The 23,253-nt window shown below is 72.6% G+C and carries 24 protein-coding genes; 14 read left to right on the top strand and 10 right to left on the bottom strand.

Annotation, left to right across the window (positions count from 1 at the left end; all coding sequences use genetic code 11):
• Positions 1 to 6: 6 nt before the first annotated feature.
• Both ACQEVU_RS03905 and ACQEVU_RS03910 read right to left on the bottom strand, forming a co-directional pair.
• Complete coding sequence (locus ACQEVU_RS03905; protein WP_433320624.1) at positions 7 to 735, bottom strand: LON peptidase substrate-binding domain-containing protein; 729 nt, start codon at positions 733 to 735, stop codon at positions 7 to 9.
• Between the two features lie 37 nt (positions 736 to 772).
• Positions 773 to 2,191: an alpha/beta fold hydrolase gene (locus ACQEVU_RS03910; protein ID WP_433320627.1), complete on the bottom strand. Its 1,419-nt coding sequence runs from the start codon at positions 2,189 to 2,191 to the stop codon at positions 773 to 775.
• Between ACQEVU_RS03910 and ACQEVU_RS03915 the strand changes: the two genes are divergently transcribed.
• The 9 genes from ACQEVU_RS03915 (at position 2,092) to hisF (ending at position 8,880) form a co-directional block, all read left to right on the top strand.
• Positions 2,092 to 2,733 carry a TetR/AcrR family transcriptional regulator gene (locus ACQEVU_RS03915; RefSeq protein WP_433320630.1) on the top strand — a complete coding sequence of 214 codons (642 nt, stop codon included), beginning with the start codon at positions 2,092 to 2,094 and terminating at the stop codon, positions 2,731 to 2,733. The two genes, ACQEVU_RS03910 and ACQEVU_RS03915, sit on opposite strands and share 100 nt — an antisense overlap.
• A 471-nt stretch (positions 2,734 to 3,204) precedes the next feature.
• Positions 3,205 to 4,506, top strand: coding sequence for a histidinol dehydrogenase (hisD, locus tag ACQEVU_RS03920; protein WP_433320633.1), 1,302 nt, complete (start codon positions 3,205 to 3,207; stop codon positions 4,504 to 4,506).
• Positions 4,503 to 5,579 (top strand): histidinol-phosphate transaminase, encoded by a 1,077-nt coding sequence (locus ACQEVU_RS03925; protein ID WP_433320636.1) that lies wholly within the window; start codon positions 4,503 to 4,505, stop codon positions 5,577 to 5,579. Before hisD ends, ACQEVU_RS03925 begins: the two co-directional genes overlap by 4 nt.
• An 88-nt stretch (positions 5,580 to 5,667) precedes the next feature.
• The gene (hisB, locus tag ACQEVU_RS03930) at positions 5,668 to 6,282 is read left to right on the top strand and encodes an imidazoleglycerol-phosphate dehydratase HisB (protein WP_344612622.1); all 615 of its coding nucleotides are present in this window, start codon (positions 5,668 to 5,670) and stop codon (positions 6,280 to 6,282) included.
• Positions 6,283 to 6,301: 19 nt separating this feature from the next.
• Complete coding sequence (locus ACQEVU_RS03935; protein WP_433320639.1) at positions 6,302 to 6,445, top strand: hypothetical protein; 144 nt, start codon at positions 6,302 to 6,304, stop codon at positions 6,443 to 6,445.
• Between the two features lie 10 nt (positions 6,446 to 6,455).
• Entirely contained in the window at positions 6,456 to 7,079 is a 624-nt protein-coding gene (hisH, locus tag ACQEVU_RS03940) for an imidazole glycerol phosphate synthase subunit HisH (protein ID WP_433320642.1), read from the top strand.
• Positions 7,076 to 7,390, top strand: a complete 315-nt coding sequence (locus ACQEVU_RS03945) for a hypothetical protein (protein WP_433320645.1) — start codon at positions 7,076 to 7,078, stop codon at positions 7,388 to 7,390. The genes hisH and ACQEVU_RS03945 overlap by 4 nt, the downstream gene beginning before the upstream one ends.
• Positions 7,391 to 7,393: 3 nt before the next feature.
• Positions 7,394 to 8,122, top strand: a complete 729-nt coding sequence (gene priA, locus ACQEVU_RS03950) for a bifunctional 1-(5-phosphoribosyl)-5-((5-phosphoribosylamino)methylideneamino)imidazole-4-carboxamide isomerase/phosphoribosylanthranilate isomerase PriA (protein ID WP_433320647.1) — start codon at positions 7,394 to 7,396, stop codon at positions 8,120 to 8,122.
• A complete protein-coding gene (gene hisF / locus ACQEVU_RS03955; RefSeq protein WP_433320650.1) occupies positions 8,119 to 8,880 on the top strand; it encodes an imidazole glycerol phosphate synthase subunit HisF in 762 nt (253 codons plus the stop codon). The genes priA and hisF overlap by 4 nt, the downstream gene beginning before the upstream one ends.
• Here hisF and ACQEVU_RS03960 read toward each other — a convergent pair.
• Together ACQEVU_RS03960 and ACQEVU_RS03965 are read right to left on the bottom strand one after the other, a co-directional pair.
• Positions 8,877 to 9,362: a hypothetical protein gene (locus ACQEVU_RS03960; RefSeq protein ID WP_433320653.1), complete on the bottom strand. Its 486-nt coding sequence runs from the start codon at positions 9,360 to 9,362 to the stop codon at positions 8,877 to 8,879. The genes hisF and ACQEVU_RS03960 overlap by 4 nt on opposite strands.
• Before the next feature lie 86 nt (positions 9,363 to 9,448).
• Positions 9,449 to 10,396 (bottom strand): LysR family transcriptional regulator, encoded by a 948-nt coding sequence (locus tag ACQEVU_RS03965; protein WP_433320656.1) that lies wholly within the window; start codon positions 10,394 to 10,396, stop codon positions 9,449 to 9,451.
• Positions 10,397 to 10,467: 71 nt separating this feature from the next.
• On the opposite strand from ACQEVU_RS03965, the gene ACQEVU_RS03970 reads away from it, so the two are divergent.
• Positions 10,468 to 11,388, top strand: a complete 921-nt coding sequence (locus ACQEVU_RS03970) for an EamA family transporter (protein ID WP_433320659.1) — start codon at positions 10,468 to 10,470, stop codon at positions 11,386 to 11,388.
• Between the two features lie 24 nt (positions 11,389 to 11,412).
• The gene (locus ACQEVU_RS03975; protein ID WP_433320662.1) at positions 11,413 to 12,888 is read left to right on the top strand and encodes a PLP-dependent aminotransferase family protein; all 1,476 of its coding nucleotides are present in this window, start codon (positions 11,413 to 11,415) and stop codon (positions 12,886 to 12,888) included.
• Positions 12,889 to 12,927: 39 nt separating this feature from the next.
• Here the strand turns inward: ACQEVU_RS03975 and ACQEVU_RS03980 are convergent, their stop codons facing one another.
• From ACQEVU_RS03980 to ACQEVU_RS03990, 3 genes are all read right to left on the bottom strand, one after another.
• A complete protein-coding gene (locus tag ACQEVU_RS03980) occupies positions 12,928 to 13,794 on the bottom strand; it encodes a hypothetical protein (RefSeq protein WP_433320665.1) in 867 nt (288 codons plus the stop codon).
• A 92-nt stretch (positions 13,795 to 13,886) separates the two neighbouring features.
• Positions 13,887 to 15,728, bottom strand: coding sequence for an AMP-dependent synthetase/ligase (locus ACQEVU_RS03985; protein ID WP_433320667.1), 1,842 nt, complete (start codon positions 15,726 to 15,728; stop codon positions 13,887 to 13,889).
• A gap of 115 nt (positions 15,729 to 15,843) precedes the next feature.
• Positions 15,844 to 16,464, bottom strand: a complete 621-nt coding sequence (locus ACQEVU_RS03990) for a TIGR03085 family metal-binding protein (RefSeq protein WP_433320670.1) — start codon at positions 16,462 to 16,464, stop codon at positions 15,844 to 15,846.
• A gap of 109 nt (positions 16,465 to 16,573) precedes the next feature.
• On the opposite strand from ACQEVU_RS03990, the gene ACQEVU_RS03995 reads away from it, so the two are divergent.
• From ACQEVU_RS03995 to ACQEVU_RS04005, 3 genes are all read left to right on the top strand, one after another.
• The gene (locus ACQEVU_RS03995; protein ID WP_433334782.1) at positions 16,574 to 18,412 is read left to right on the top strand and encodes an ABC transporter ATP-binding protein; all 1,839 of its coding nucleotides are present in this window, start codon (positions 16,574 to 16,576) and stop codon (positions 18,410 to 18,412) included.
• On the top strand, positions 18,409 to 20,181 hold the full coding sequence (locus ACQEVU_RS04000) for an ABC transporter ATP-binding protein (RefSeq protein ID WP_433320673.1): 1,773 nt from the start codon (positions 18,409 to 18,411) through the stop codon (positions 20,179 to 20,181). Before ACQEVU_RS03995 ends, ACQEVU_RS04000 begins: the two co-directional genes overlap by 4 nt.
• Before the next feature lie 468 nt (positions 20,182 to 20,649).
• Positions 20,650 to 21,060 carry a hypothetical protein gene (locus tag ACQEVU_RS04005; RefSeq protein ID WP_433320675.1) on the top strand — a complete coding sequence of 137 codons (411 nt, stop codon included), beginning with the start codon at positions 20,650 to 20,652 and terminating at the stop codon, positions 21,058 to 21,060.
• On the opposite strand, the gene ACQEVU_RS04010 is transcribed toward ACQEVU_RS04005, so the two are convergent.
• Genes ACQEVU_RS04010 through ACQEVU_RS04020 form a run of 3 tightly spaced genes read right to left on the bottom strand, consistent with a single transcriptional unit; the run spans position 21,057 to position 23,145 of the window.
• Positions 21,057 to 21,647, bottom strand: coding sequence for a TetR family transcriptional regulator (locus tag ACQEVU_RS04010; RefSeq protein ID WP_433320678.1), 591 nt, complete (start codon positions 21,645 to 21,647; stop codon positions 21,057 to 21,059). The genes ACQEVU_RS04005 and ACQEVU_RS04010 overlap by 4 nt on opposite strands.
• Positions 21,648 to 21,678: 31 nt before the next feature.
• A complete protein-coding gene (locus tag ACQEVU_RS04015) occupies positions 21,679 to 22,416 on the bottom strand; it encodes an ABC transporter permease (RefSeq protein WP_433320680.1) in 738 nt (245 codons plus the stop codon).
• Between the two features lie 3 nt (positions 22,417 to 22,419).
• Positions 22,420 to 23,145 (bottom strand): ABC transporter ATP-binding protein, encoded by a 726-nt coding sequence (locus ACQEVU_RS04020; protein WP_433320683.1) that lies wholly within the window; start codon positions 23,143 to 23,145, stop codon positions 22,420 to 22,422.
• Positions 23,146 to 23,253 lie beyond the last annotated feature (108 nt).

A 23,253-nucleotide genomic window follows, 5' to 3' on the forward strand; every position in this document is an offset into this window, starting at 1 on the left:
TTTCCGTTAGTTCGGGCTTGACGGGACGGCGAGGTCGGCCAGGGCGACCGGCACGGCGCGGACCTGGCCGAGCAGCGTGGCCTCACGGCGCAGCAGGGTGCGCTCGGCCTTGAGGCGGCTGACCGTGTCCGGCTCGGCGAGGAGCGACTGGCGGTCCTCGAGGGTGAGGGAGGCCGTCGCGGCGACGAGGTGCGACAGGACCGTCGGGTCGTCGGGCAGTTGCTCGCCGTCTTCGTCGGCGCGTACCGCGCGGAGGTAGTCCTGGTAGGCGGCCAGCACGCCGGCGGCCAGCTCGCTCTCGCGCTCCGGGTCGCCCTTGGGCTCGGGGAGCCACTCGACCTCGCCGGTGAGGTACGGGGTGTCGTTGCGGGCCAGGCCCAGCAGCCGGAAGCGGCGGCGGCCGACCGTCATGAGGTCGAAGCGGCCGTCGGGCAGCTCGGTGATCTGGCGGATCTCCGCGGCGCACCCGACCTCGTACAGCGACAGCGACTCGCCCGCGGTGATCGACGCGTCCGTCGACTCCGTCTGCCGGCCGACCTCCCAGCCGCGGCGGATCGCCACGACACCGAACTCCCGGGGAAGGTTCGCCGGGAGTTCGGTGAGGTGCTGCACGAGGGTGCGGTACCGCGGCTCGAACACATGCAGCGGCAGCACCAGGCCGGGGAACAGCACCGTGCCGAGCGGGAAGAGCGGCAGGAGCGTCCGCGTGCGCTCCGGATCGTTCGGTGCCTCCACGAGCCGAAGCGTAACCGAGCCTGCGCGGCGATGGCTCTCAGGAGAGAGTGTTGAAGAATGCCCGGATGTCGGCGGCCAGCACTTCGGTCGCCTCGTGGGCGGCGTAATGCCCGGCCGCGTCGTTCGAGTTGACCGGTTCACTCGCCGCGTCGCCCGCCGGGTCTTCCGTGGCGCGGGCGGCGTTGTCCGCCGGGTCTTCCGTGGTCAGGGCCGCGCTGTCCGGGTCTTCCGTGGCGAGGGGCGGGTTGCCTGCCGGGTCTTCCGTGGCGAGGGGCGCGTTGCCTGCCGGGTCTTCCGTGGCGAGGGGCGGGTTGCCTGCCGGGTCTTCCGTGGCGAGGGGCGGGTAGCCGTACGCGTGCCACTGGACGATGTTGGCGTGGTCGCGGTCGGCGAAGCGACGGATCGACTCGAAGTCGCCGTAGAACATGGCCAGGCCGATCGGGGTGGTCGTCGGCGTCTGCGGCCTGTCCGTCGCGTGGGCCTCCTCGTAGTAGAAGCGCATCGAGGACGCCGCGGTGCGGGTGAACCAGTAGACGGCGACGTTGGCCAGGACGAAGTCCGGGTCCAGGTTCTCGCCGAAGAGCTGGGCCAGCCAGGCGAGCAGGCCGGCGGGGGAGTCGGCCAGGGCGAACGCCAGGGTCTGCGGCTGCTGGCTCTGCAGGATGTTGAACGACATCTTGTTCTCGTAGAACCACTGCAGCTTGGCCAGCGCCCGCTGGTCGACGGCGCTGAGATCCTGGAACTCCGCCGGGTCGCGGCTCGGGAACGAGAAGAGCTGCGTCACGTGCACGCCGATCACCCGCTCGGGCGCGAGGCGTCCCTGCTCCGGCCCGACCATCGAGCCCGCGTCGTTGCCGACGACGCCGAACCGCTCGTACCCGAGCCGGGACATGAGCTCGTTCCACGCCTTGGCCGTGGTGTACCGGTTCCAGCCCCGCCCGCGCGTCGGCCCCGAGAACCCGTAGCCCGGCAGCGACGGGATGACCAGGTGAAAGTCGCCGGTCAGCGGCTCGATGAGGTCCAGGTACTCCACGATCGAGCCCGGCCACCCGTGCGTGAGGATGAGCGGCACCGCGTCCGGGTTGGCCGAGCGGACGTGCAGGAAGTGGCAGGCTCGGTCGTGCCCGCCCGGGCTCGCGCGTCCTGCTCGCCCGGGCCCGCGCGAGGCGCGTAGCGGGTCGGCAGTGCGCCGAGGCGTGCCTGCCCGGGTTCGCGCGAGGCGCGAAGCGGGTCGGCGATCCGCAACGACGATCTCCTCGACTGCCTCCCGCCTGGGCTCACGCGAGGCGCGGATCGCGGGCCGGCGGCGCTGGGCCAACGGATCGGAACAGTCCGTTCCGGTGCTAGGGTGTCGCCATGACCGCACCGCTGCAGGGGCGTAAGCGCGAGGCCGCCCGCAACGACGGCGCCATCCTCGCGGCCGCCCGGGACGTGTTCCTCGAGGACCCGAAGGCACCCATCTCGGCGGTGGCCGAGCGGGCCGGGGTGGGAATCAGCGCTCTCTACCGCCGCTATGCGGGCAAGGAAGATCTCCTGCGGACACTGTGCCACGACGGGCTGAAGGCCTTCATCGACGCCGCCAAGGACGGCGACGACATGAACGAGGGCTGGGACGCGTTCACCACGTTCCTGCGCGCCGTGGTGGAGGCCGACGTCCACGCGCTCACGGTCCACCTGGCCGGGACGTTCGCCTCGACCCCGGAGATGGTCGCCGACGCGATGCGCGCCAACGAGCTGGTGGAGCGCCTGGTGGCCCGGGCCCACGCCGGCGGCCGCCTGCGCGAGGACTTCGTGGTGGCCGACGTCACCATGATCCTGGAGGCCTGCGCCGCCATCCGCCTGCCGGACCGCCGGCGCAGCGCCGAACTGCGGCGCCGCTACCTGGAGCTGGCCATCGACGGCATGGACCGCGACGACGCCGACCGCCTCCCCGGGCCGCCGCCGGACCCCGCCGAGATGAACTGGCGCTGGGCAAAGTCGCGGCCCGGTCCGGCCTGAGCGCGCAGGGAGACGAACCGGCGCTGGGCAAAGTCGCGGCCCGTCCGGCAGAACGCCAGGTCTGAGCGCGCAAGGACGAACAACCGGCGCTGGGCAAAGGAGCGCAAGGACGAACGACCGGCGCTGGGCAAAGTCGCGGCCCGGTCCGGCCTGAGCGCACAAGGAAACGAACCGGCGCTGGGCAAAAGTCGCGGCCCGTCCGGCAGAACGCCAGGTCTGAGCGCACAAGGACGAACAACCGGCGCTGGGCAAAGTAGCGCAAGGACGAACAACCGGCGCTGGGCAGAGTCGCGGCCCGGTCCGGCCGGACGCCCGGGCGAAGCGCGCAGGGAGACGAACCGGCGCTGGGCAAGAGTCGCGGCCAGGTCGGGCGTGAAACGCGGCGACAGCGGGCCGGGAGCGGATAGCGGACAGCCCGGCAGGCGGGACGGGGACGCATAAGCGCTGGCGGGGGCTAATAGACTCGCAAGCGTGCTGAACCGGATCGACCTGCGCGGCTCCGCCGAGGACCCGCGCCGTCTGCTGCCCCGTGCCGCCATCGACGTCACCGTCGCCACCGAGCAGGTGCGCCCGACCGTCGAGGCGGTCCACGAGCATGGCGCGGCCGCGATCCGGGAGGCCACCCGGCGCTTCGACGGGACCGAGGTCAAGCAGCTGCGGGTGCCCAAGGAGGAGATCGAGCGGGCCGAGGCCGAGCTCGATCCGGCCGTGCGGGCGGCGCTGCTCGAGTCGATCGCGCGGGCGCGCAAGGTGCACGGGGACCAGCGGCGCACCGAGGTGACCACGGTGCTCGGCGAGGGCGGGACCGTGACCCAGCGGTGGCTGCCGGTCGGGCGGGTCGGGCTCTACGTGCCGGGCGGCCTGGCCGTGTATCCGTCGAGCGTGGTCATGAACGTGGTTCCGGCGCAGGCCGCGGGGGTCGAGTCGATCGCCGTGAGCAGCCCGCCGCAGAAGGACACGGGGCTGCCCAACCGCAACATCCTGGCCGCCTGTGCGCTGCTGGGCGTCGACGAGGTCTACGCGGTGGGCGGCGCGCAGGCGATCGCCATGTTCGGCTACGGGTTCAGCGACGAGGAGCCGTCCTGCGCGCCGGTGGACATGATCACCGGGCCGGGGAACATCTGGGTGACGGCCGCGAAGCGGATGCTGCGCGGGACGGTCGGCATCGACGCCGAGGCCGGGCCGACCGAGATCGCGATCCTCGCCGACGACAGCGCCGACCCGCGGCACGTGGCGGCCGACCTGATCAGCCAGGCCGAGCACGACCCGCTGGCGGCGAGCGTGCTGGTCACGACGTCGGTGGAGCTGGCCGACGCGGTGGACGCCGAGGTGGCGCGGCAGGTGGCGGCGACGAAGCACGTCGAGCGGGTGACCGAGGCGCTGAACGGGTCGCAGTCGGCGACGGTCCTGGTCGGCGACCTGGAGCAGGGGCTCAGGGTCGTGGACGCCTACGGCGCCGAGCACCTGGAGATCCAGACCCGCGACCCGCGGGCGGTGGCCGAGCGGGTGCGCAACGCCGGCGCGATCTTCGTCGGCGCGTGGTCGCCCGTCTCGCTCGGCGACTACTGCGCGGGCTCCAACCACGTGCTGCCGACCGGCGGCTGCGCGCGGCACTCGTCCGGCCTGTCGACGCAGACGTTCCTGCGCGGCGTGCAGCTCATCGAGTACTCACACGACGCGCTCCAGCAGGTGGCCGCCCACGTGGTGGCGCTGTCGGACGCCGAGGACCTGCCGGCGCACGGCGCCGCGGTGAAGGTGCGGTTCAACGGATGACGACGCTCGACGACCTGCCGCTGCGGGACGAGCTGCGCGGCATGAGCCCGTATGGCGCGCCCCAGCTCGACGTGGCCGTGCGCCTCAACACCAACGAGAACTCGTATCCCGTACCGGATGCGGCCGTTGCGGAGATGGAGAAGTCCCTCTCGGCGGTGCTGCGCGATCTCAACCGGTATCCCGACCGGGACGCCGTCGCGCTGCGCACGGACCTGGCGGCGTACCTCGGACACGACCTCACCTGGAAGAACGTCTGGGCCGCCAACGGCTCCAACGAGATCCAGCAGCAGCTGCTGCAGACCTTCGCCGGCCCGGGGCGCACGGCGCTGGGCTTCACGCCGTCGTACTCCATGCACCCCCTCCTGGCCGCCGGCACCGGCACGGCCTGGATCGACGGGCGCCGCGGCGAGGACTTCGCGCTGAGCGCCGAGCACGCCGTCGCGAAGGTCCGCGAGCACCGGCCCGACCTGGTCTTCCTGTGCTCGCCCAACAACCCGACCGGCACCGCGCTGCCCCTGGAGGTCGTGGAGGCGGTCGCCGAGACGGCCGAGGGCATGGTCATCGTCGACGAGGCCTACGCGGAGTTCGCCCGCCAGGGCACGGTCTTCGCGCTGAGCCTGATCCGGCGGTACCCCAGGCTGGTCGTCACCCGCACCATGAGCAAGGCGTTCGCGCTGGCCGGCGGGCGGGTCGGCTACCTGGCGGCGGGCGAGGCCGTGGTCGATGCGGTGCAGCTGGTCCGCCTGCCGTACCACCTCAGCGCCATGACCCAGGCGGTCGCCCGGGCGGCGCTGGCGCACACCGACGCGCTGCTGTCGACCGTGGACGCGGTCAAGGCGCAGCGCGACCGCATCGTGGAGGCGCTGCGCGGCTGGGGCCTGCCGGTCGCCGACAGCGACGCCAACTTCGTGCTCTTCGGCGCCCCGCGCGGCGACAGCAAGGGTGTCTGGCAGGCGCTGCTGGACCGCGGCGTGCTGATCCGCGACGTCGGGCTGACCGGCTGGCTGCGCGTGACCGCGGGCACGCCCGAAGAGACCACCGCCTTCCTGGATGCACTCGAGGAGCTGTTGTGAGCGGTTCGGAGCGAAGCGGAGAGGCCGCTCGCCAGATGGCACAGCGAGAAAGCTCGCAGCGGCGCCGGAGCGAAGCGGAGGTGTCGCTGTGAGCCGTACTGCCCGTGTTGAGCGCGTCACCAAGGAGACCAAGGTCCTGGTCGAGCTCGACCTCGACGGCACCGGGGTGGGGGAGATCTCCACCGGCGTCGGCTTCTACGACCACATGCTCAACCAGATCGCCAAGCACGGCGGGTTCGATCTTCGGGTACACACGGTGGGGGATCTGGAGATCGATGCCCACCACACCGTGGAGGACACCGCCCTCGCGCTCGGCGCCGCGTTCGCCGAGGCGCTCGGGGACAAGGCCGGCGTGACGCGGTACGGCCACGCCCAGGTCCCGCTCGACGAGGTGCTCGCCTCGGCGGTCGTCGACCTCTCCGGCCGGCCGTACGTGGTGCACGACGAGCCGGCGAACATCGCCCCGCACATCGGCGGCAACTACCCGACCAGCCTGACCCGCCACATCTGGGAGTCCTTCGGCCACTCGGCGCGGGTCACGCTGCACGTCAGCATCCTGCGGGCCGGCCGCCACGGCGCCCAGCCCGATGCCCACCACATCGTCGAGGCCCAGTTCAAGGCGGTCGCCCGGGCGCTGCGCCAGGCGTGCGCGATTGACCCCCGCAACGCGGGCGCGGTGCCCAGCACGAAAGGTGCGCTGTGAGCGGCCCGGAGGTGTCGGCGTGAGCATTGTGCTGCTCGCGCTGGCCGGGCTGCTGCTCGGCGGGGCGCTGTCGCTGCGGCAGCAGGGGAAGTCGAAGGTGCCGTTCGTGATCACGCTGGTGCTCGCCGCGCTGTCGGCGGCCGGCGGCCTGCTGTGGCTGTGAGGGGGAGACCGTGGCGAAGCGGGTCGTGATCCTGGACTACGGGTCGGGCAACCTGCGCTCGGCGGAGCGGGCCGTGGCCCGGGTCGGCGCGGACGTCGAGGTCACCGCCGACCTCGGCAAGGCGGCGCGGGCCGACGGCCTGGTGGTCCCCGGCGTCGGCGCCTACGCGGCCTGCATGGCCGGCATCGACGAGCTCGGCGCGGCCCCGGCGATCGCCGAGCGGGTGCGGGCCGGTGCGCCGGTGCTGGGCATCTGCGTCGGCATGCAGATCCTGTTCGAGGCCGGCGAGGAGCACGGCGTGGTCACCAAGGGCCTGGGCCTGGCGCCCGGCACCGTGACCCGGCTGCAGGCGCCGGTGGTGCCGCACATGGGCTGGAACACGGTGACCTGGCCGGCGGGCTCGGTCCTCGGCGCCGGCCTGCCGCCGGACACCCGCTTCTACTTCGTGCACTCCTACGCCCCGACGGTGATCGACGCGCAGGCCGAGGCCGGCGTGCGGGTGGCCACCGCCGTGCACGGCGAGCCGTTCGTGGCCGCGTTCGAGACCGACGTACTGCGGGCGACGCAGTTCCACCCGGAGAAGTCCGGCGATGCGGGCGCGACCCTGCTCGCCAACTGGCTCGGGACGCTTTGAGCAAGGAACGGGCCAAGCGACGCGCGCTGCTGGAGGCGGAGCGCGCCGAGCGGATGCGCCGCCACGAGCGCAAACGGGCGCGCCGGGCCGCAGTGCGGCGGCTGGTGCCCAAGGTCCGCGTCGGGCGGACCGGTAAGATCTTCGCGCGCCGCAGTCGCAAGCAGCGCGCAATCATCGCCATCCTCGTGCTGGCGGTGCTGGCCGTGGTCTGGACGTTCATCGACTCCTGGCCGGCGCGCCTCGGCATCAGCGCGATCGTCGTCGTCGCCACTCCCGCCCTCACCGTGCTCGTCATCGACCGAAGGATCTGAACCATGGCCCTGCAGCTCCTGCCCGCCGTCGACGTCGCCGACGGCCAGGCCGTCCGTCTCGTCCAGGGCGCCGCCGGCAGCGAGACCACCTACGGCGACCCGCTCGAGGCGGCGCTCGCCTGGCAGCGGCAGGGCGCCGAGTGGATCCATCTCGTCGACCTCGACGCGGCCTTCGGGCGGGGCTCCAACGCCGCGCTGCTCGCCGACGTGGTGCGCCGCCTCGACGTGCAGGTCGAGCTGTCCGGCGGCATCCGCGACGAGGCCTCGCTGAAGGCGGCCCTGTCCACCGGCGCGGCCCGGGTCAACCTCGGCACCGCGGCGCTGGAGAACCCGGACTGGTGCGACCACGTCTGCGCCACCTACGGCGACCAGGTCGCGGTGGGCCTGGACGTGCGCGGCCACCAGCTCGCCGCGCGCGGCTGGACCAAGGAGGGCGGCGACCTGTTCGAGGTCCTCGACCGGCTCGAGAAGGCCGGGTGCGCCCGTTACGTGGTCACCGACGTCATGCGCGACGGCACGCTGACCGGCCCCAACCTGACCCTGCTGCTCGAGGTCACCGGCCGCACGAAGAAGCCGGTGATCGCCAGCGGCGGCGTGTCGAAGCTGGACGACCTGCGCCAGCTCGCGGCGCTCGAGCCGGCCGGGGTGGAGGGCGTGATCGTGGGCAAGGCGCTGTACGCCGGAGCCTTCACCGTCTCCGAGGCGCTGCAGGTGCTGGAGGAGGCGGAATGAGTGTCGCCGTTCGGGTGATTCCCTGCCTGGACGTCGACGCCGGGCGGGTCGTGAAGGGGATCAACTTCCTCAACCTGCGCGACGCCGGCGACCCCGTCGAGCTGGGCGCCGCCTACGACGCCGCCGGCGCCGACGAGCTGGTCTTCCTCGACGTGACGGCCTCGGCCGACGGGCGTTCGACGATGCTGGACGTGGTCCGGCGTACCGCGGAAACGGTCTTCATCCCGCTCACCGTCGGCGGCGGCGTGCGCAGCGTCGGCGACGTCGACACGCTGCTGCGCGCCGGGGCCGACAAGGTCGGCGTCAATACCGCGGCCATCGCCCGCCCGGAGCTGATCGCGGAGATCGCCCGGCGCTTCGGCAACCAGGTGCTCACGCTGTCGCTGGACGTGCGGCGGGCCGAGGGGCAGCCGAGCGGCTTCGAGGTGACCACGCACGGCGGCCGCCGCGGCGCCGGCCTCGACGCGGTCGAGTGGGCGGCCCGGGTCGCCGAGCTGGGCGCGGGGGAGATCCTGCTCAACTCGATGGACGCCGACGGCACCAAGGACGGCTTCGACCTGGAGCTGATCCGCGCGGTCCGCGCGGTGGTCGGTATCCCGGTCATCGCCAGCGGCGGGGCCGGACAGGTCGGCCACTTCGAGCCGGCCGTCGCCGCGGGCGCCGACGCCGTGCTCGCCGCGAGCGTGTTCCACTTCGGCGAGCTGGCGATCGGTGACGTCAAGGCGGCCCTGCGCGAGGCGGGGCATCCGGTCCGCTAGTCGCCCTTCTTCCCGGCGGCGACGGCGATGCCGACGATCCACCCGACGAAGAGGCCGTAGCCGGACGCCGACGCCGCCGACTGCAGCGCGCTCAGCATGGTCGGGTCGGCGAGGATGAACGCGGTCGTGAAGGCGGCCAGCGCGGCGCCGAAGATCAGCGACGCCCAGCCGACGATGAACGCGCCGCCGCCGCCGGCCACCGTCTTGGCGGCGATGGACAGCACGAGCGCGGTGAAGAGGATCACCAGCAACGCCCGCAGGTCGTTGGCGAGCAGTTCCCGGGCCGCGCCGCCGGATCCGTCGCGGGGGCTGATCCACCACCGCGGCCAGGCCAGCATGCGCAGGAAGAATCCCCATACGGTCGAACCGTCGCTGTGGCGGTCGACCCATTCCGTGAAGATCTGGTTGCCGAACACGAGCACCAGGAGCAGCGTCGCCAGGATCCCGGCGCCGGTCGCTGTGCGGGAACGGAAGAGGGCCATAGCAATGAATGTAAGGGGCGGCCCTCAGATCCGCTGAAATGAATATGATGAGTGAACGCCCCCCGAGAGGGACGGCCTGAGCTGGGCTAAACCACGTGAATGGCGTCCCACTCGCTCAGGTCCAGGCCGGGGACGGTGGGGCTCGCCCGGTGCGCCCAGGCGTCCTGCAGGGCGGCCACGGTCGCGCCGATCGCCGGGCGCACGCCGGCCGCGGCGCGCCACGCGACCGACACCCGTCGGGCCGCCTCCGGGGTGACCGGCCGGGCCACGACGCCGGCCGGCAGCGCGGTGCGGGCCAGCCGCGGCATGAACGCCACCCCGAGGCCCTCGGCGACGAAGGTCAGCTGCGTCTCGAACTCGTTGACCAGGATCGACGGCTGCAGCCCGGGCAGCATCCGCAGCAGCCACTCGTGGCAGACGGTGCCCGGCTTCGCGCCGATCCAGCGCTCCTCGCGCAGCTCGTCGAGGGTGATCGGCCCGAGCCCGCGGGCCAGCGGGTGCGCGGCCGGCAGCATGACGTCGCCGACGTCCAGGCCGAGCTCGACGTTGGCCACGCCCGGCGGGTACGTCACCGGGATCTCCAGCCACTCGTCGATGAGGGCCACGTCGATGAGGCCGCGCAGGATGCCGTCGAAGCTCGCCTCGCGGTCGGTCTCCAGCAGCGTCGGCTCGAGGCCGGGATGGTCGGCGGCGAGCCGGCGCAGCGCGTGGGGGAGCAGTCCGCGGCACGCCGTCGGGAACGACGCGACGCTCAGCCGGCCCGACACCGTCTCCTGGTGGGCGGCGAGCGCCGCCTCGGCCTCCTCGACGGCGGCGAGGACGCGGCCGGCGTGCTCGGCGAGGACGCGCCCGGCCTCGGTCAGCCGCAGCCGCCGCCCGTCCTTCTCCACGAGCGTGGCGTGCGTCTCCCGTTCGAGCTTCGCGATGTGCTGGGAGATCGCCGACGGGGTGCAGTGCAGCGCGCCCGCGGCCGCCGTGACCGTGCCGAACGTCTGCACCGCGCGGAGCGCCTGGAGCCGGGAGAGGTCAAGCATGAAGCAATGCTAAAACAACAGTGCAGAACATTTCGATGGTACTTCAAGTTTCGCGGGCCAATCATCAAGGCATGAAACCTCGCGACCTCGCCCTGGCGATCGTGGTGACCGTCATCTGGGGCGTCAACTTCGTGGTCATCCACGTGGGCCTGGACAGCATGTCGCCGCTGCTGTTCTGCGCGCTGCGCTTCGGCGTGGCGGCCCTGCCCGCGGTGTTCCTCGTGGGCCGGCCGCAGGCGCCGTGGCGCTGGATCATCGCCACCGGCGTGGCGCTGGGCGTGGTCAAGTTCTCGCTGCTCTTCGCGGGCATGGCGGCCGGGCTGCCCTCGGGGCTGTCCGCACTGGTACTGCAGAGCCAGGTCGTCTTCACCCTCGTCTTCGCCACCGTGCTGCTGCGCGACCGTCCGGGCAGGCGGCGCGTGGCCGGGGTCGTGCTGGCCGGCGCCGGCATCGCGCTCATCGCGACGCAGTTGGGCCTGGACCGCCCGCTCGGCGCGTTCCTGCTGGTCGTGGCGGCCGGCGCGGCGTGGGGCCTGGCCAACATCGCCATGCGCAAGGCCGGTGCCACGAACATGCTCAACTTCATGGTGTGGGTCAGCGCCGTCGCCACCCCGCCGCTGGTCCTGCTGACGCTGACGGTCGACGGCCCGGCGTACGTCATCGGCGCCCTGAAGGGTCTTGACCTGGTCGCCGTCGGCGCCATCGCCTACATCGCCTACCTGTCCACGCTGCTCGGCTTCGGCGTCTGGGGCGGCCTGATCGCCCGCTACGGGGCCGGGACCGTGGCGCCGTTCGCCGCCCTCGCGCCGGTCTTCGCGATCCTGTCCTCGGCGCTGTTCCTGCACGAGCGCGTCCACTGGTACGACCTGGTCGGCGGCGCGGCCATCGTCGGCGGCGTGCTGCTCGGCGCGGTCACCCGCCGTCCAACGGTGGAATTGGACTTGCCTTCCGATGCCACACCTGCAAGCGTGAGGCCAATCGAGCGAGTGTAAGAGCCAATCGAGGGGGGACTGGCCTTGTCAGCGATCGTCCGGGGCGCCCAACTGGCCCGCATGCTCAACGCCTGGCAGGTCGCGGTCGGGGTGCGCGGCCCCGGCGGGCGCCGGCCCGAGTACGTCGTGCTCGCCAACGCCGTCCGCGGCCTGCTCATCGACGGCCGCCTGGCCCTGGGCGTGCGGCTGCCCGCCGAGCGGGAGCTGGCGGCCTCGCTGGGCATCAGCCGCACCACCGTGACCGCCGCCTATCGGGAGCTGCGCGAGAGCGGGCACGTCTCCAGCCGTCGCGGCGCGGGCAGCTGGACCGAGCTGCCGGCCGGGCACCGCGTCGGCACCTCCGGGCTGTGGACGCCCAGCGACGACGCCGGCCTGATCGACCTCGGCTGCGCGGCGATGCCCGCCCCGCCCGAGGCCGGCGTGGCCGCCGCCGAGGCGGTCGCCGACCTGGAGCCGTACCTGTGCGGCCCCGGCTACCAGCCCGCCGGCCTGCACGTGCTGCGCGAGACGATCGCCCGCAACTACACCGAGCGGGGCCTGCCGACCGAGCCCGACCAGGTGATGATCACCGGCGGCGTGCAGCAGGCCCTCGACCTGCTGCTGCGCCTGCTCGTGGCCCCGGGCCAGCGGGCGCTGGTCGAGACGCCGACCTACCCCAACGCGCTGAGCGCCTTCCTGGCCGGCCGGGCGCGGATCAGCGCGTACGCGCTCGGCCCCGACGGCTGGGACGCCGACCTGCTGCTGTCGACGCTGCGGGCGGCGCAGGCGCGGGTGGCGTACCTCATCTCGGACTTCCACAACCCCACCGGCCACCTCATGCCCGCGTCGCTGCGCGAGCGGCTGCCCGCCACGGCGCACGCGGCCGGCACCGATCTCATCATCGACGAGTCGTTCGTCGACCTGGCGCTGGAGCCCGAGCTGGCCGAGGGCGGGATGCCGCCCGCCGTGGCGGCGTTCGACCGCACCGCGCGGGTGCTCACGATCGGCGGCATGAGCAAGGCGTACTGGGGCGGCCTGCGCATCGGCTGGGTCCGCGGCCCGGCGCCGCTCATCGCCCGGCTCGCCGCGGCCCGCGTCGGCGTCGACATGGCCTCGCCGGTGCTCGACCAGCTCGTCGCCGTGCGGCTGCTGCAGCGGCGCGACACGATCGTCGCCGCGCGGCGCAAGCAGCTGCTCGTGCAGCGCGACACCCTGGCCGCGGCGCTGCGCACGCACCTGCCGGAGTGGCGCTTCGTGCTGCCCCGCGGCGGCATGGTCATCTGGGCCGAGCTCGACGCGCCGGTGTCCAGCGCGCTGGCCCGCTCGGCCGAGGAGCTCGGCGTGCGGGTCGCGCCCGGGCCCCGCTTCGGCGCCGACGGCACGATGGAGCGGTTCATGCGGTTGCCGTACACCTTGCCGGAGACCGACCTGGTCGAGGCGGTGCGCCGGCTCGCGGAGGCCCGCCGCGACCTGGACCGGCCGCGCCGGCACTCGTGGTCGTCGCCGGCCGTGGTCGCCTAGCGGTCCTTACGCGACGGCCGCGTCGTCTCCTGGCGCTCCTTACGCGACGGCGACGCCGCGGCCGTTGATCCGCAGCAGCGTCGGCTCGGGCTGGCCGCCGCGCGGGGCCTCGGCGACCATCTGGCGCAGGCGCTGCGCGGCCGGCGAGCCCGCGGCGGCCAGGAATGCGCAGTCGGCGTCGGTGATCGCGACGATCAGGTCCTCGCTGCCGATGACGTCGGACATCCGCTCGGCGAAGCCGGGCAGCACGATCGCCGAGGCGGCGAACCCGCCCGGCCGGCTCACGCCGAACAGCTCGCCGTCGTTGTAGGCGCTGATCTCCAGGCCGGTCGTCAGCGACTCGGCCGCCGCGGCCAGGCGGTCCTCGAACGGCGTGCCGGCCAGGCCGGCCCGGGTGATGTGGTTCATGCCGATCGTCCCGCGCGGGGTCGGCGCGGCCACGGCGACGGTGACGACCAGGGTGCCGGGGACGATTTCGGCGTACGGCAACATCTGCAGCATCTCGGGGGCCGTCTTCGGGCTCCAGAGCACGGGCACCAGCTCGCCCTGCTCGTCGACCTGCTGCATCCGCTCCTCGGCCTCGCCGGCCGCCGACGCCCGCTCGATGGTGGCGCGCGCCCCGGCGAACGCGGCGTCCCAGCCGCCGTCCGCCGGGCGGGAGAAGCTGTACGTCAGCTTCGCCTTGGGGAAGGTCTTCGAGACGAACGCGGCGTCGGCCGCGGAGGGCTCCCACTCGCTGTAGAGCTCGACGACCTCGCCCGGCGACGCGCTGTGCTCGCGCTGGACCATGGCCCACGCCTGGCGGACGGCGTCGTCGTCGCGGGTGCGGCCGTGGCCGGTCACGATCGCGCCGCCCTCGCGCCGAAGCCGGAACGCCACCATGTTGACGGACGGATCGGTAGTCATCCGGGCACTCTACCCATATGCCGAAATGCGTCGTGGCCCCCGGGGATGGCGGTTCCCGGGGGCCACGACACTGTGGGGTGTGAGCGAGGTCTTCAGATTTCCGCTAGCGAGCCCGTGTACATGCGCTCGATGTCCGGCGCGAACGACTTCTCCACGACCCGGCGCTTGACCTTGAGCGAGGGGGTGAGCTCGCCGTCCTCGATGGACAGGTCGCGGCCGAGGATCGCGAACTTCTTCACCGTCTCCCAGCGGTTGAGCTTGGCGTTGAGCTCCTCGACGTAGCCGGCGACGAGCGCCTCGGCCTCCTTCGAGGCGGCGATCTCGGCGTAGCTCTTGCCGGCCAGCGCCGTGCCCTCGGCCCAGCTCTTGATCGCGTCCGGGTCGAGCGTGACCAGCATCGTCACGTAGTTGCGGGCCTGGCCGACGACGACGGCCTGCGAGGTGTACGGGCAGACGGACTTGAACAGGCCCTCGATGTAGCTCGGCGCGACGTACTTGCCGCCGGAGGTCTTGATCAGGTCCTTCTTGCGGTCGGTGATGCGCAGGAAGCCGTCGTCGTCGAGCTCGCCGATGTCACCGGTGCGGAACCAGCCGTCGTCAGTGAACGCGGCGGCGGTCTCGTCGGGCAGGTTGTGGTACCCCCGCATGACCGGCGTGCCCTTGAGCAGCACCTCGCCGTCGGTGTCGAGCCTGACCTCGAGGTCGCCCAGGGCCTCGCCGACCGTGCCGATGCGGGGGCGCCCCTCGCGGTTGACGAAGGAGCCGGCGGACGTCTCGGTGAGCCCGTAGCCCTCCAGGATCGGCAGGCCGGCGGCGAAGAAGAACTCCGCGATCTCCGGCGCGAGCGGCGCGGAGCCCGACACCATCGCGCGCATCCGGCCGCCGAGGCGGGCCCGCAGCTTGCTGAACACCAGCCGGTCGGCGACCGCCGCCTGCAGCTTCAGCGTCCCGCCGGGCTCGCGGCCGGCCAGCCGCTCGGCCGACGCGCGCTTGCCGACGCCGACCGCCCAGGTGAAGATCTTCCACTTGGCGCCGCCGTCGCTCTGGGCGCCGGTGACCACCCGGTTGTACACCTTCTCGAAGATCCGCGGGGCCGCGCACATGAGCGTCGGCTGGATCTTCCCGAGGTTGTCGATGAGCTTGTCGACGCGGCCGTCGACGTACGTGGGCAGGCCGACGTACAGGATCCCGCACAGCAGCGTCTTGCCGAACGAGTGCGACAGCGGCAGCCAGAGGTACTGCAGGTCGTCGGGGCTGAGCACGCCGGTGTCCTGCTGCGTCCTGCCCTGCCACACCCAGCCGGCGTGCAGCAGCTCGACGCCCTTGGGACGGCCCGTGGTGCCCGACGTGTAGATCAGGGTGGCGAGCCGGTCGCCGTCGATGCCCTCGACGATCCGGTCGATCAGGCCCGGGTCCGCGGCGTTCGCGGTCCGTCCGGCCGCCTCCAGGTCCGCGACACTGATTGTCTTCACGGATTCGGTACCGCTGGGAGAGCCGTCGATCAGCACGACCGTCGTCAGGTTGGGCAGGTCCGCGCCGTCGAGCTTGGCCGCCTGGTCCGCGTTTTCGGCGAAGAGCACCTTGGAGCCGGAGTCGGCGACGATGTACACCGCTTCCTCGGGCTCGGTCGTCGGGTAGACCGTGGTGGTGGCGGCGCCGGCCAGCATGATGCCGAGGTCGGCGAGGATCCAGTCGAGGCGGGTGCTGGACAGCACGGCGACGCGGTCCTCGGGCTCGACGCCGAGCGTGGTGAGGCCGGCCCCGATCGCGCGGGCCCGCTCGCCCACCTCGCGCCAGGTGATCCAGACCGGATCGCCGGCGTCGCCGGGGGCGGGGCTGCCGAAGGCGCGCTGGTCGGGGGTCTCGGCGACCCGGTGCAGGAACATGTCCGGGATCGAGCGGTACGGCAGTTCGAGCCGCTTGGTCTGGGTCATGGGCCGGCCTTCCGGGGCGCCGTGACTGGCGTCACGTCCAACGGTTACCAGACGGTAAACCGTCGATCCCGTTACCGGCTAGACCCGAAACCGAAACGTGAGGAACACCCGGGGCTCACAGCCCGAGGCGGGCTCCCTTGAGGCGTTCGACCAGATCCTGCGGCCCGGTCACCTCGACGTCGGCGTGCCGCTGCCGGCCGGTGAAGAACAGCAGGAGCTCGCCCGGCGCGCCCTCGACGGTCACCTCCTGCGCCCCGCCGCGGCCGGCGGTGAACGGCTCCGCGCCCTTGACCAGGATGCGGGCCGGGAAGCGGCGGGCCGAGAGCCGGGCCGAGCCCTTCGCCCGCGCGCCCAGGGCCTTGGCGTACTCCTCCGGCAGCTCCCGCGGCGCCCAGCCCGGCGCCGCCCGGCGCACGTCCTCGAGGTGCACGAAGAACTCGACAAGGTTCATGGCCTCCTCCATGAACACCGGCTTCGCGATCGCGCCCGGGGTCCGCACCTTGTCGACAAGGCTCGCGTAGTCGCCGGCGGCCAGCCGGTCCTGCACCTTCTTCGTGTGCCCGGCCACGGGCTTGAGCATGATGCCGGCCGCGGCGTCGGGGCGCCGCTCGCGCAGCACGATGTGCGCGGCCAGGTCGCGGGTGGCCCAGCCCTCGCAGAGGGTGGGCGCGTCGGGGCCGGCGGCGAGCAGCGCGTCGGCGAGCGCCGCGCGCTCGGCGCGGGCGAAGGAAGTCATGTGCGTAACGCTAGACCCGAAATTGTCGTAGGTCGTCGGTAAGGTAGGCGTGCGGTCGGGGTCGCTTACCGACGGCGCTTACGAGGGGGCAGATGTGACCAGCGGCAAGGTGCTCGCCAAGGGCTTTCGCGTGCTGGGACACGCCGTCCGTGACGAGCCTCACATGTTCGTCTGGTCGGTCGTCGGCAGCGTGCTGTTCAGCATCCTGACCATCGCCACGGCGTTCGTCTCGGGCCGGGTGGTCGGCCGCATCGTCCTGCCCGCCATCGACCGCGGTCACGTCGCCACCGGCACCCTGCTGCTCGGCGGCCTGGCCATCCTCGCCGTCAGCCTCGGCAAGATCGTCGGCATCTTCGGCCGCCGGCTGGGCGCCGGCGCCATGCAGTTCAACCTCCAGGCGAAGTACCGACGCGCGGTGACCCGCCGCTACCTGCGCCTGCCGCTGGCCTGGCACCAGCGCCACGCCACCGGCACCCTGCTGTCCAACGCCAATGCCGACGTCGAGGCGGCGTGGTATCCCATCGCGCCGTTCCCGTTCGCCGTAGGCACCGTCGTCATGCTCGTCGCCGCCGTCGTGTCGCTGTTCGTCACCGACTGGGCGATGGCCCTCGTCGGCGTCGCGATCTTCCCGGCCCTGCTCGGGGTCAACGTGGCCTATTCGCGGCGCATGTCGCCGCGCATCGCCCGGGCCCAGCAGCTGCGGGCCGAGGTCAGCGCGGTGGCCCACGAGAGCTTCGACGGCGCCCTGGTCGTCAAGACCATGGGCCGCGAGGCGTCGGAGACCGAGCGGTTCGCGGCCAAGGCGGTCGAGCTGCGCGACGCCACCATCCGCGTCGGGCGGGTGCGGGCCCTGTTCGACCCTGTCCTCGACGCGCTGCCGAGCCTCGGCACGCTGGCGGTGCTCATCGTCGGCGGCTGGCGCTACCAGCAGGGCGCGGCCCGGGTCGACGAGGTCGTCAGCGTCGCGTTCCTGTTCACCGTCCTCGCCTTCCCGGTCCGGGCCATCGGCTGGGTGCTGGCCGAGCTGCCGCGCAGCGTCGTGGGATGGGAGCGCATCCGGCACGTGCTCGATGCCGAGGGCGACACGGTGTATGGCGAATCCGACCTGACCGGCGCCGGCCCGGCCGCGCTGAGCTTCCGCGACGTCGACTTCGCCTACACCGACGAGCACGGCAACGGCCCCAACGTGCTCACCGGCATCACGTTCGACGTGCCGGCCGGGCGCACCGTGGCGCTGGTCGGCCCGACCGGCTCCGGCAAGTCGACGATCGCCGCGCTCGCCGCCCGGCTCGTCGACCCGGGCGCCGGCACCGTCGAGCTCGACGGCGTCGACCTGCGCAAGCTCACCCAGGACGCGCTGGCCCGCAACACCGCCCTGGTCGCCCAGGTGCCGTTCGTCTTCGACGACACGATCCGCGGCAACATCGGCCTCGACCGGCCCGGCGTCGACGACGGCGAGGCCTGGCGGGCGCTGCGGCTCGCCCAGGCCGACGGGTTCGTGGGGCACCTCGCCGACGGGCTCGACACCACCGTCGGCGAGCGCGGCACGTCGCTGTCCGGCGGCCAGCGGCAGCGGCTCACCATCGCCCGCGCCCTGGCCGGCGCGCCGCGGCTGCTCGTGCTCGACGACGCGACCAGCGCCGTCGACCCGCGGGTCGAGGCGTCGATCCTGGCCGCGCTGCGCCGCGCCGACGGCGACTCGCAGGCCGCCTCCATCCTCGTCGTGGCCTACCGGCGGGCGACGATCGCACTGGCCGACGAGGTGGTCTACGTCGAGCGCGGCCGGGTCGTGGCCCGCGGCACGCACGCCGAGCTGCTGGAGAGCGCGCCCGGCTACGCCGACCTCGTCACCGCCTACGAGAAGGCGGAGGAGGAGCGCGAGCGCGAGCACGCCTTCGACGACGAGCGCCTGAACGACCATCTGGACGAGGAGACCGTGACCGCATGACCGCGTCTGTCGAGACGGCCCCCAAGGCGTCGATCCTGCGGCGTGGGCTGGCGCTGTCGCCGGAGCTGTTCACCGGGCTGGCCGGCACGCTCGGGCTCGCGGTGTTCGCCACGGTCGGGCGGGTGGCGGTGCCCGTCGCCATCCAGCAGGGCATCGACAAGGGCATCCGCGCGCCCGGCGGCCCCGACCTCGGCGTCGTGGGCATGATCGTGGCGATCACCGTCGGGGTGCTGCTGGTGACGATGGTCAGCGCCTACCTCATGAACGTGCGCCTGTTCACCGTCAGCGAGACGGCCCTGGCCGCCATCCGCGCCCGCACGTTCCGGCACATCCACGATCTGTCGATGCTGCACCAGCAGTCCGAGCGGCGCGGCGCGCTCGTCTCGCGGGTCACCGGCGACGTCGACCAGATCAGCCAGTTCCTGCAGTTCGGCGGCCTGCTGTTCATCATCAACCTGGGCCAGCTCACGGTCACGACGATCGTCATGCTGGTGTACTCCTGGCAGCTCACCCTGGTCGTCTTCGTCGCCTTCGCGCCGCTGGTCTTCGTCGTGCGCTTCTTCCAGCGCCGGCTCAGCGTGCTGTATCTGGAGGTCCGCGAGAGCGTCGGCGCCATGCTCGGCGTCATCGCCGAGAGCGTCGTCGGCGCCCCCGTCGTGCGCGCCTACGGCATCCAGCGCCGCACCGGCGAGCGCCTCGACGCGTCCATCGACCGCGCCCGGCGCAACCAGTTCCGCGCCCAGACCAACAACGTCATCAGCATGAGCTTCGGCGAGCTCGCCGCCGGCCTCGCGCTGGGCGGCGTCGTGGTCGTCGGCACCCTGCTCGGCGTCGGCGGCCACCTGAGCGTCGGCCAGCTCACCGCGTTCCTGTTCCTGGCCACGCTGTTCGTCCAGCCCGTCCAGGTCGCGACCGAGGTCCTCAACGAGGCCCAGAACGCGATCGCCGGCTGGCGCCGCGTCCTCGACATCGTCGAGACCGAGCCCGACGTCGCCGACCCCGGCCCCGCCGGCCGCGCCCTGCCCGACGGCCCGATCGACGTGCACTTCGAGCACGTCCACTTCGCCTACCCCGGCGGCCCCGAGGTCCTCACGGACGTCGACCTGACGGTCCCCGCCCGCACGCGCGTCGCCGTCGTCGGCGAGACGGGCAGCGGCAAGACCACGTTCGCCAAGCTCCTGACCCGCCTGATGGACCCGACCACGGGCCGCGTGCTGCTCTCCGGCGTGCCGCTGTCCGACGTCCGCTTCGACTCCCTGCGCAGCCGCGTCGTCATGGTCCCGCAGGACGGCTTCCTCTTCGACGCGAGCATCGCCGACAACGTCCGCTTCGCCCGCCCCACCCTCACGGACGCCGACCTGGAGCGCGCCTTCACCGAGCTCGGCCTGAGCGACTGGCTCGACTCCCTCCCGCACGGCCTGCAGACCGAGGTCGGCGAGCGCGGCGAGTCTCTGTCCGTCGGCGAGCGCCAGCTGGTCGCCCTGGCCCGCGCCTACGTCGCCGACCCCGACCTGCTCGTCCTGGACGAGGCCACGAGCGCCGTCGACCCGGCCACGGAGGTCCGCCTCCAGCACACCCTGGACGCCGTGACCCGCGGCCGCACGACCATCGCCATCGCCCACCGCCTGTCCACCGCCCAGTCGGCCGACGAGGTCATCGTCGTGGACCGCGGCCACATCGTCCAGCGCGGCCCGCACTCCCGCCTGGTCGCCGAGCCCGACTCGATCTACGCCCGCCTGTACGCGTCCTGGCTCGAACAAACCCGCTGACGCCGCTTCGCCCCCGCCACGCCGCGCCCCGGCGCCCCACCACCAGCCGCACCTCCGCGCCCTCCGCCCCCACGCCGTCCCGCCCCGCGTTGATCCCGCCGGCGTCGGGGCTCTGCGCCGCGCCCGCGTCGGCTCGACGCTCCGGCGTTGCGTTGAATCCCGCCTGCGCTGGCGTCGAGCCCCGCCCCTGCGCTGCCATTGCGCCTCGCGTCTCGCCGTGCGTCTCGCGTCTCGCCGTGCGCCGCGCGTCTCGCTCTGGGCCGCCGTTGCGTCTCGCGTCTCGTCCCGCGCCGCGCTCCGGCCCCGCCTGGCGTTGCGGCGCGCCGGGCGTCTCGAACCGTGTCGGCGCTCGGCGTGGTGAGTGGCGTTGTGACGGGTCGCGTGCTGAAGAAAACTGGGTGCTCCCCCCGGCCTCGGATTCACGGATAGATTGGCGGCATGGCGGCCGGGGGGCGGCGGTACGTGCCGATGTCGGTGCGGATCGCGGTGACAGGCTTCAACGCCGTTGGCGCGGTCGTGTTCACGCTCGCGCTCACGGCGTTCGGGGTGTTGCTGTCGGGGATGCAGGTCGATCCGGTGGCGCAGGGCGGTACCGGATATCTGGATTTTGTCCTGTTCTTCAATGCGGTGCTGTTCCTGTCGCCGCTGGCCGTCGTGCTCGTGTTTCTCGGCGTGCGCGTCCGGCGGGGGGAGCACTGGGCGTGGCTGGCCAGCCTCGTGTTCTGGGTGTTCGTCGGGACGATGATGCCGCTGCTGGCCTGGGTGCTCGGGGCGCCGCTGCCGTTCCGGCTCGTGCCCGTGCTGTGCGCGGTGGCGCTGCTCGCGCTGCTGCTGACGCCGCAGGCGCGCGGGCACTGCGCCGAGCCCGACGAGGCCTAAGGGAGCGGGTCGGCCAGGTAGCGCTGAATCGTGGGGGCCACGGTGCGCACGATCTCTTCCTGGCTCATGGACGCCAATGGCTCCACTTTCAGGATGTACCGCAGCATCGCCAGGCCGATCATCTGCGACGCGACCAGGGATGCGCGTTTCGGGGCCTCGGCGGGGTCGAGGTTCAGGGTGCGGGTGGCGCGGCGCAGGATCTGGGTGACCAGGAACTCGCGCAGCATGCGGGCCGACCACTCGTGCTGCATCGCGCTGCGGACCAGTGCGGCCACCGTGGTGCCGGCGGGGGAGTCCCAGACGCCGACGAAGGTGCGGACCAGGCGCTCGCCCACGCCGTCCAGGCCCGGCTCGAAGATCTTCGGCAGGAACTCGGCGGGGTTGATGGGGGCTTCCATCGTGGCCAGGAACAGCTGGTCCTTCGCGCCGAAATAGTGGTGCACCAGCGCCGGGTCGACTCCGGCGCTGGTGGCGATCTGGCGGATGGAGGCACCGTCGTAGCCGCGTTCCGCGAACGCCTCGCGGGCGGCGGTCAGGATGGCCTCGCGAGTGTCCTGGTTGCCGGGGCGTCGGCCGGTGCGAGCCATGAGCCTCCTTTTCAGCGGTACCGCAACGTGCCTACGGCGTGCGGCGGCGCAGCGTGGCCGCACCGAGCAAGAGTGCCACGACGACGCAGCCGACGATGATCGCGAGGTCTCGCCACATGATCGAGGTCGGGTCGGTGTGGGAGCCGAGCTCGGTGAGGGCCTGCACGGCGTACGACATGGGCAGCACGTCACTGATCGCCTCCATCCAGCCGGGCATGCGGTCGCGGGGCTGGAGCAGGCCGCACAGCAGGACCTGGGGGAGTACCACGGCGGGCATGAACTGCACGGCCTGGAACTCGCTGTCGGCGAACGCGCTGACGAGCAGGCCCAGCGCCATGCCGAGCACGGAGTTGCCGACCGCGATCACGCCGACGAGCCACGCGGGGCCGAGCGTGTCCAGGCCGAGCAGCGCGTACGCAAGCGTCGAGACGATGGCCGCCTGCACCGCGGCGGCGACGGCGAAGGCGATGCCGTAGCCCAGCAGGATGTCGACCTTGCCGATCGGGGTGGTGAGGAGCCGCTCCAGGGTGCCGCTGGTGCGCTCGCGCAGCATCGCCACGCTCGTGAGCAGGAACATGATCACCAGCGGGAACACGCCGAGCATGATGAGGCCGACGCGGTTGAAGAGCATGGGGTTGTCGTCGTAGAGGTACCGCAGCAGGGTCAGCAACACCGTCGGGACGACGAGGATCAGCGCGATCGTGCGCCGGTCGTGCCGGAGCTGGCGCAGGATGCGCGCGGCGGTGCCGAAGGTCAGTCGGGGAGACACGGCTCAGCCCACCTTCTCGGTGTCGTGGGCCTGCACGAGCCGCAGGAACGCCTCGTCCAGGTCGTCGGTGCCGGCGCTTTCGCGTACGGCGGCGGGGGTCTGGTCGGCGATGAGGTACCCGTCGCGGATGAGCAGCAGCCGGTCGCAGCGGCCGGCCTCGTCCATCACGTGGCTCGACACGAGCAGCGTGGAGCCCGCCTTGGCGAGGGCGTGGAATCGCTGCCACAGCTCGTTGCGCAGCACGGGGTCCTGCCCGACGGTCGGCTCGTCGAGCACGAGCAGCTTCGGCTTGCTCACGATCGCGCAGGCCAGCGAGGCGCGGGCGCGCTGGCCGCCGGAGAGCTGCCCGACGAGCTGGTCCTTGGCCTGGCTCAGGCCGACGTCGCCGACCGCCTCGTCGGCCTCCTTCGCGCTCAGCCCGTAGAGGGAGGCGAAGTAGCGGGTGTTCTCGCGGACGGTGAGGTCGGCGTACACGCTGGGCGCCTGCGTGAGGTAACCGACCTTGTTGCGCAGCTCCTTCGCACCGGCCTCGTGGCCGAGGACGGTGACCCTGCCGCTGACGATCTTCTGTACGCCGACGACGGCCCGCATGAGCGTCGTCTTGCCGCTGCCGCTCGGGCCGAGCAGGCCGGTCACGCTGCCGGCGGGCACGGTGCAGGTGAAGTCGTGCAGCACCCGCCGCTTGCCGCGCGCGATGACGAGGTGTTCGACCTCGATCGCGTTGCTCATCGTGGGGTTCCTTCCTCCCAGGGCTTCTGGAAACTCAACGCTTGATGAACTCAACGGTAGATGAAATCTGCGACATGTCAAACCCTGTAAATGCGACACGGGGGCGGA

It is taken from the genome of Dactylosporangium sp. CA-139066 (assembly GCF_050936175.1).
Taxonomy (GTDB): domain Bacteria; phylum Actinomycetota; class Actinomycetes; order Mycobacteriales; family Micromonosporaceae; genus Dactylosporangium.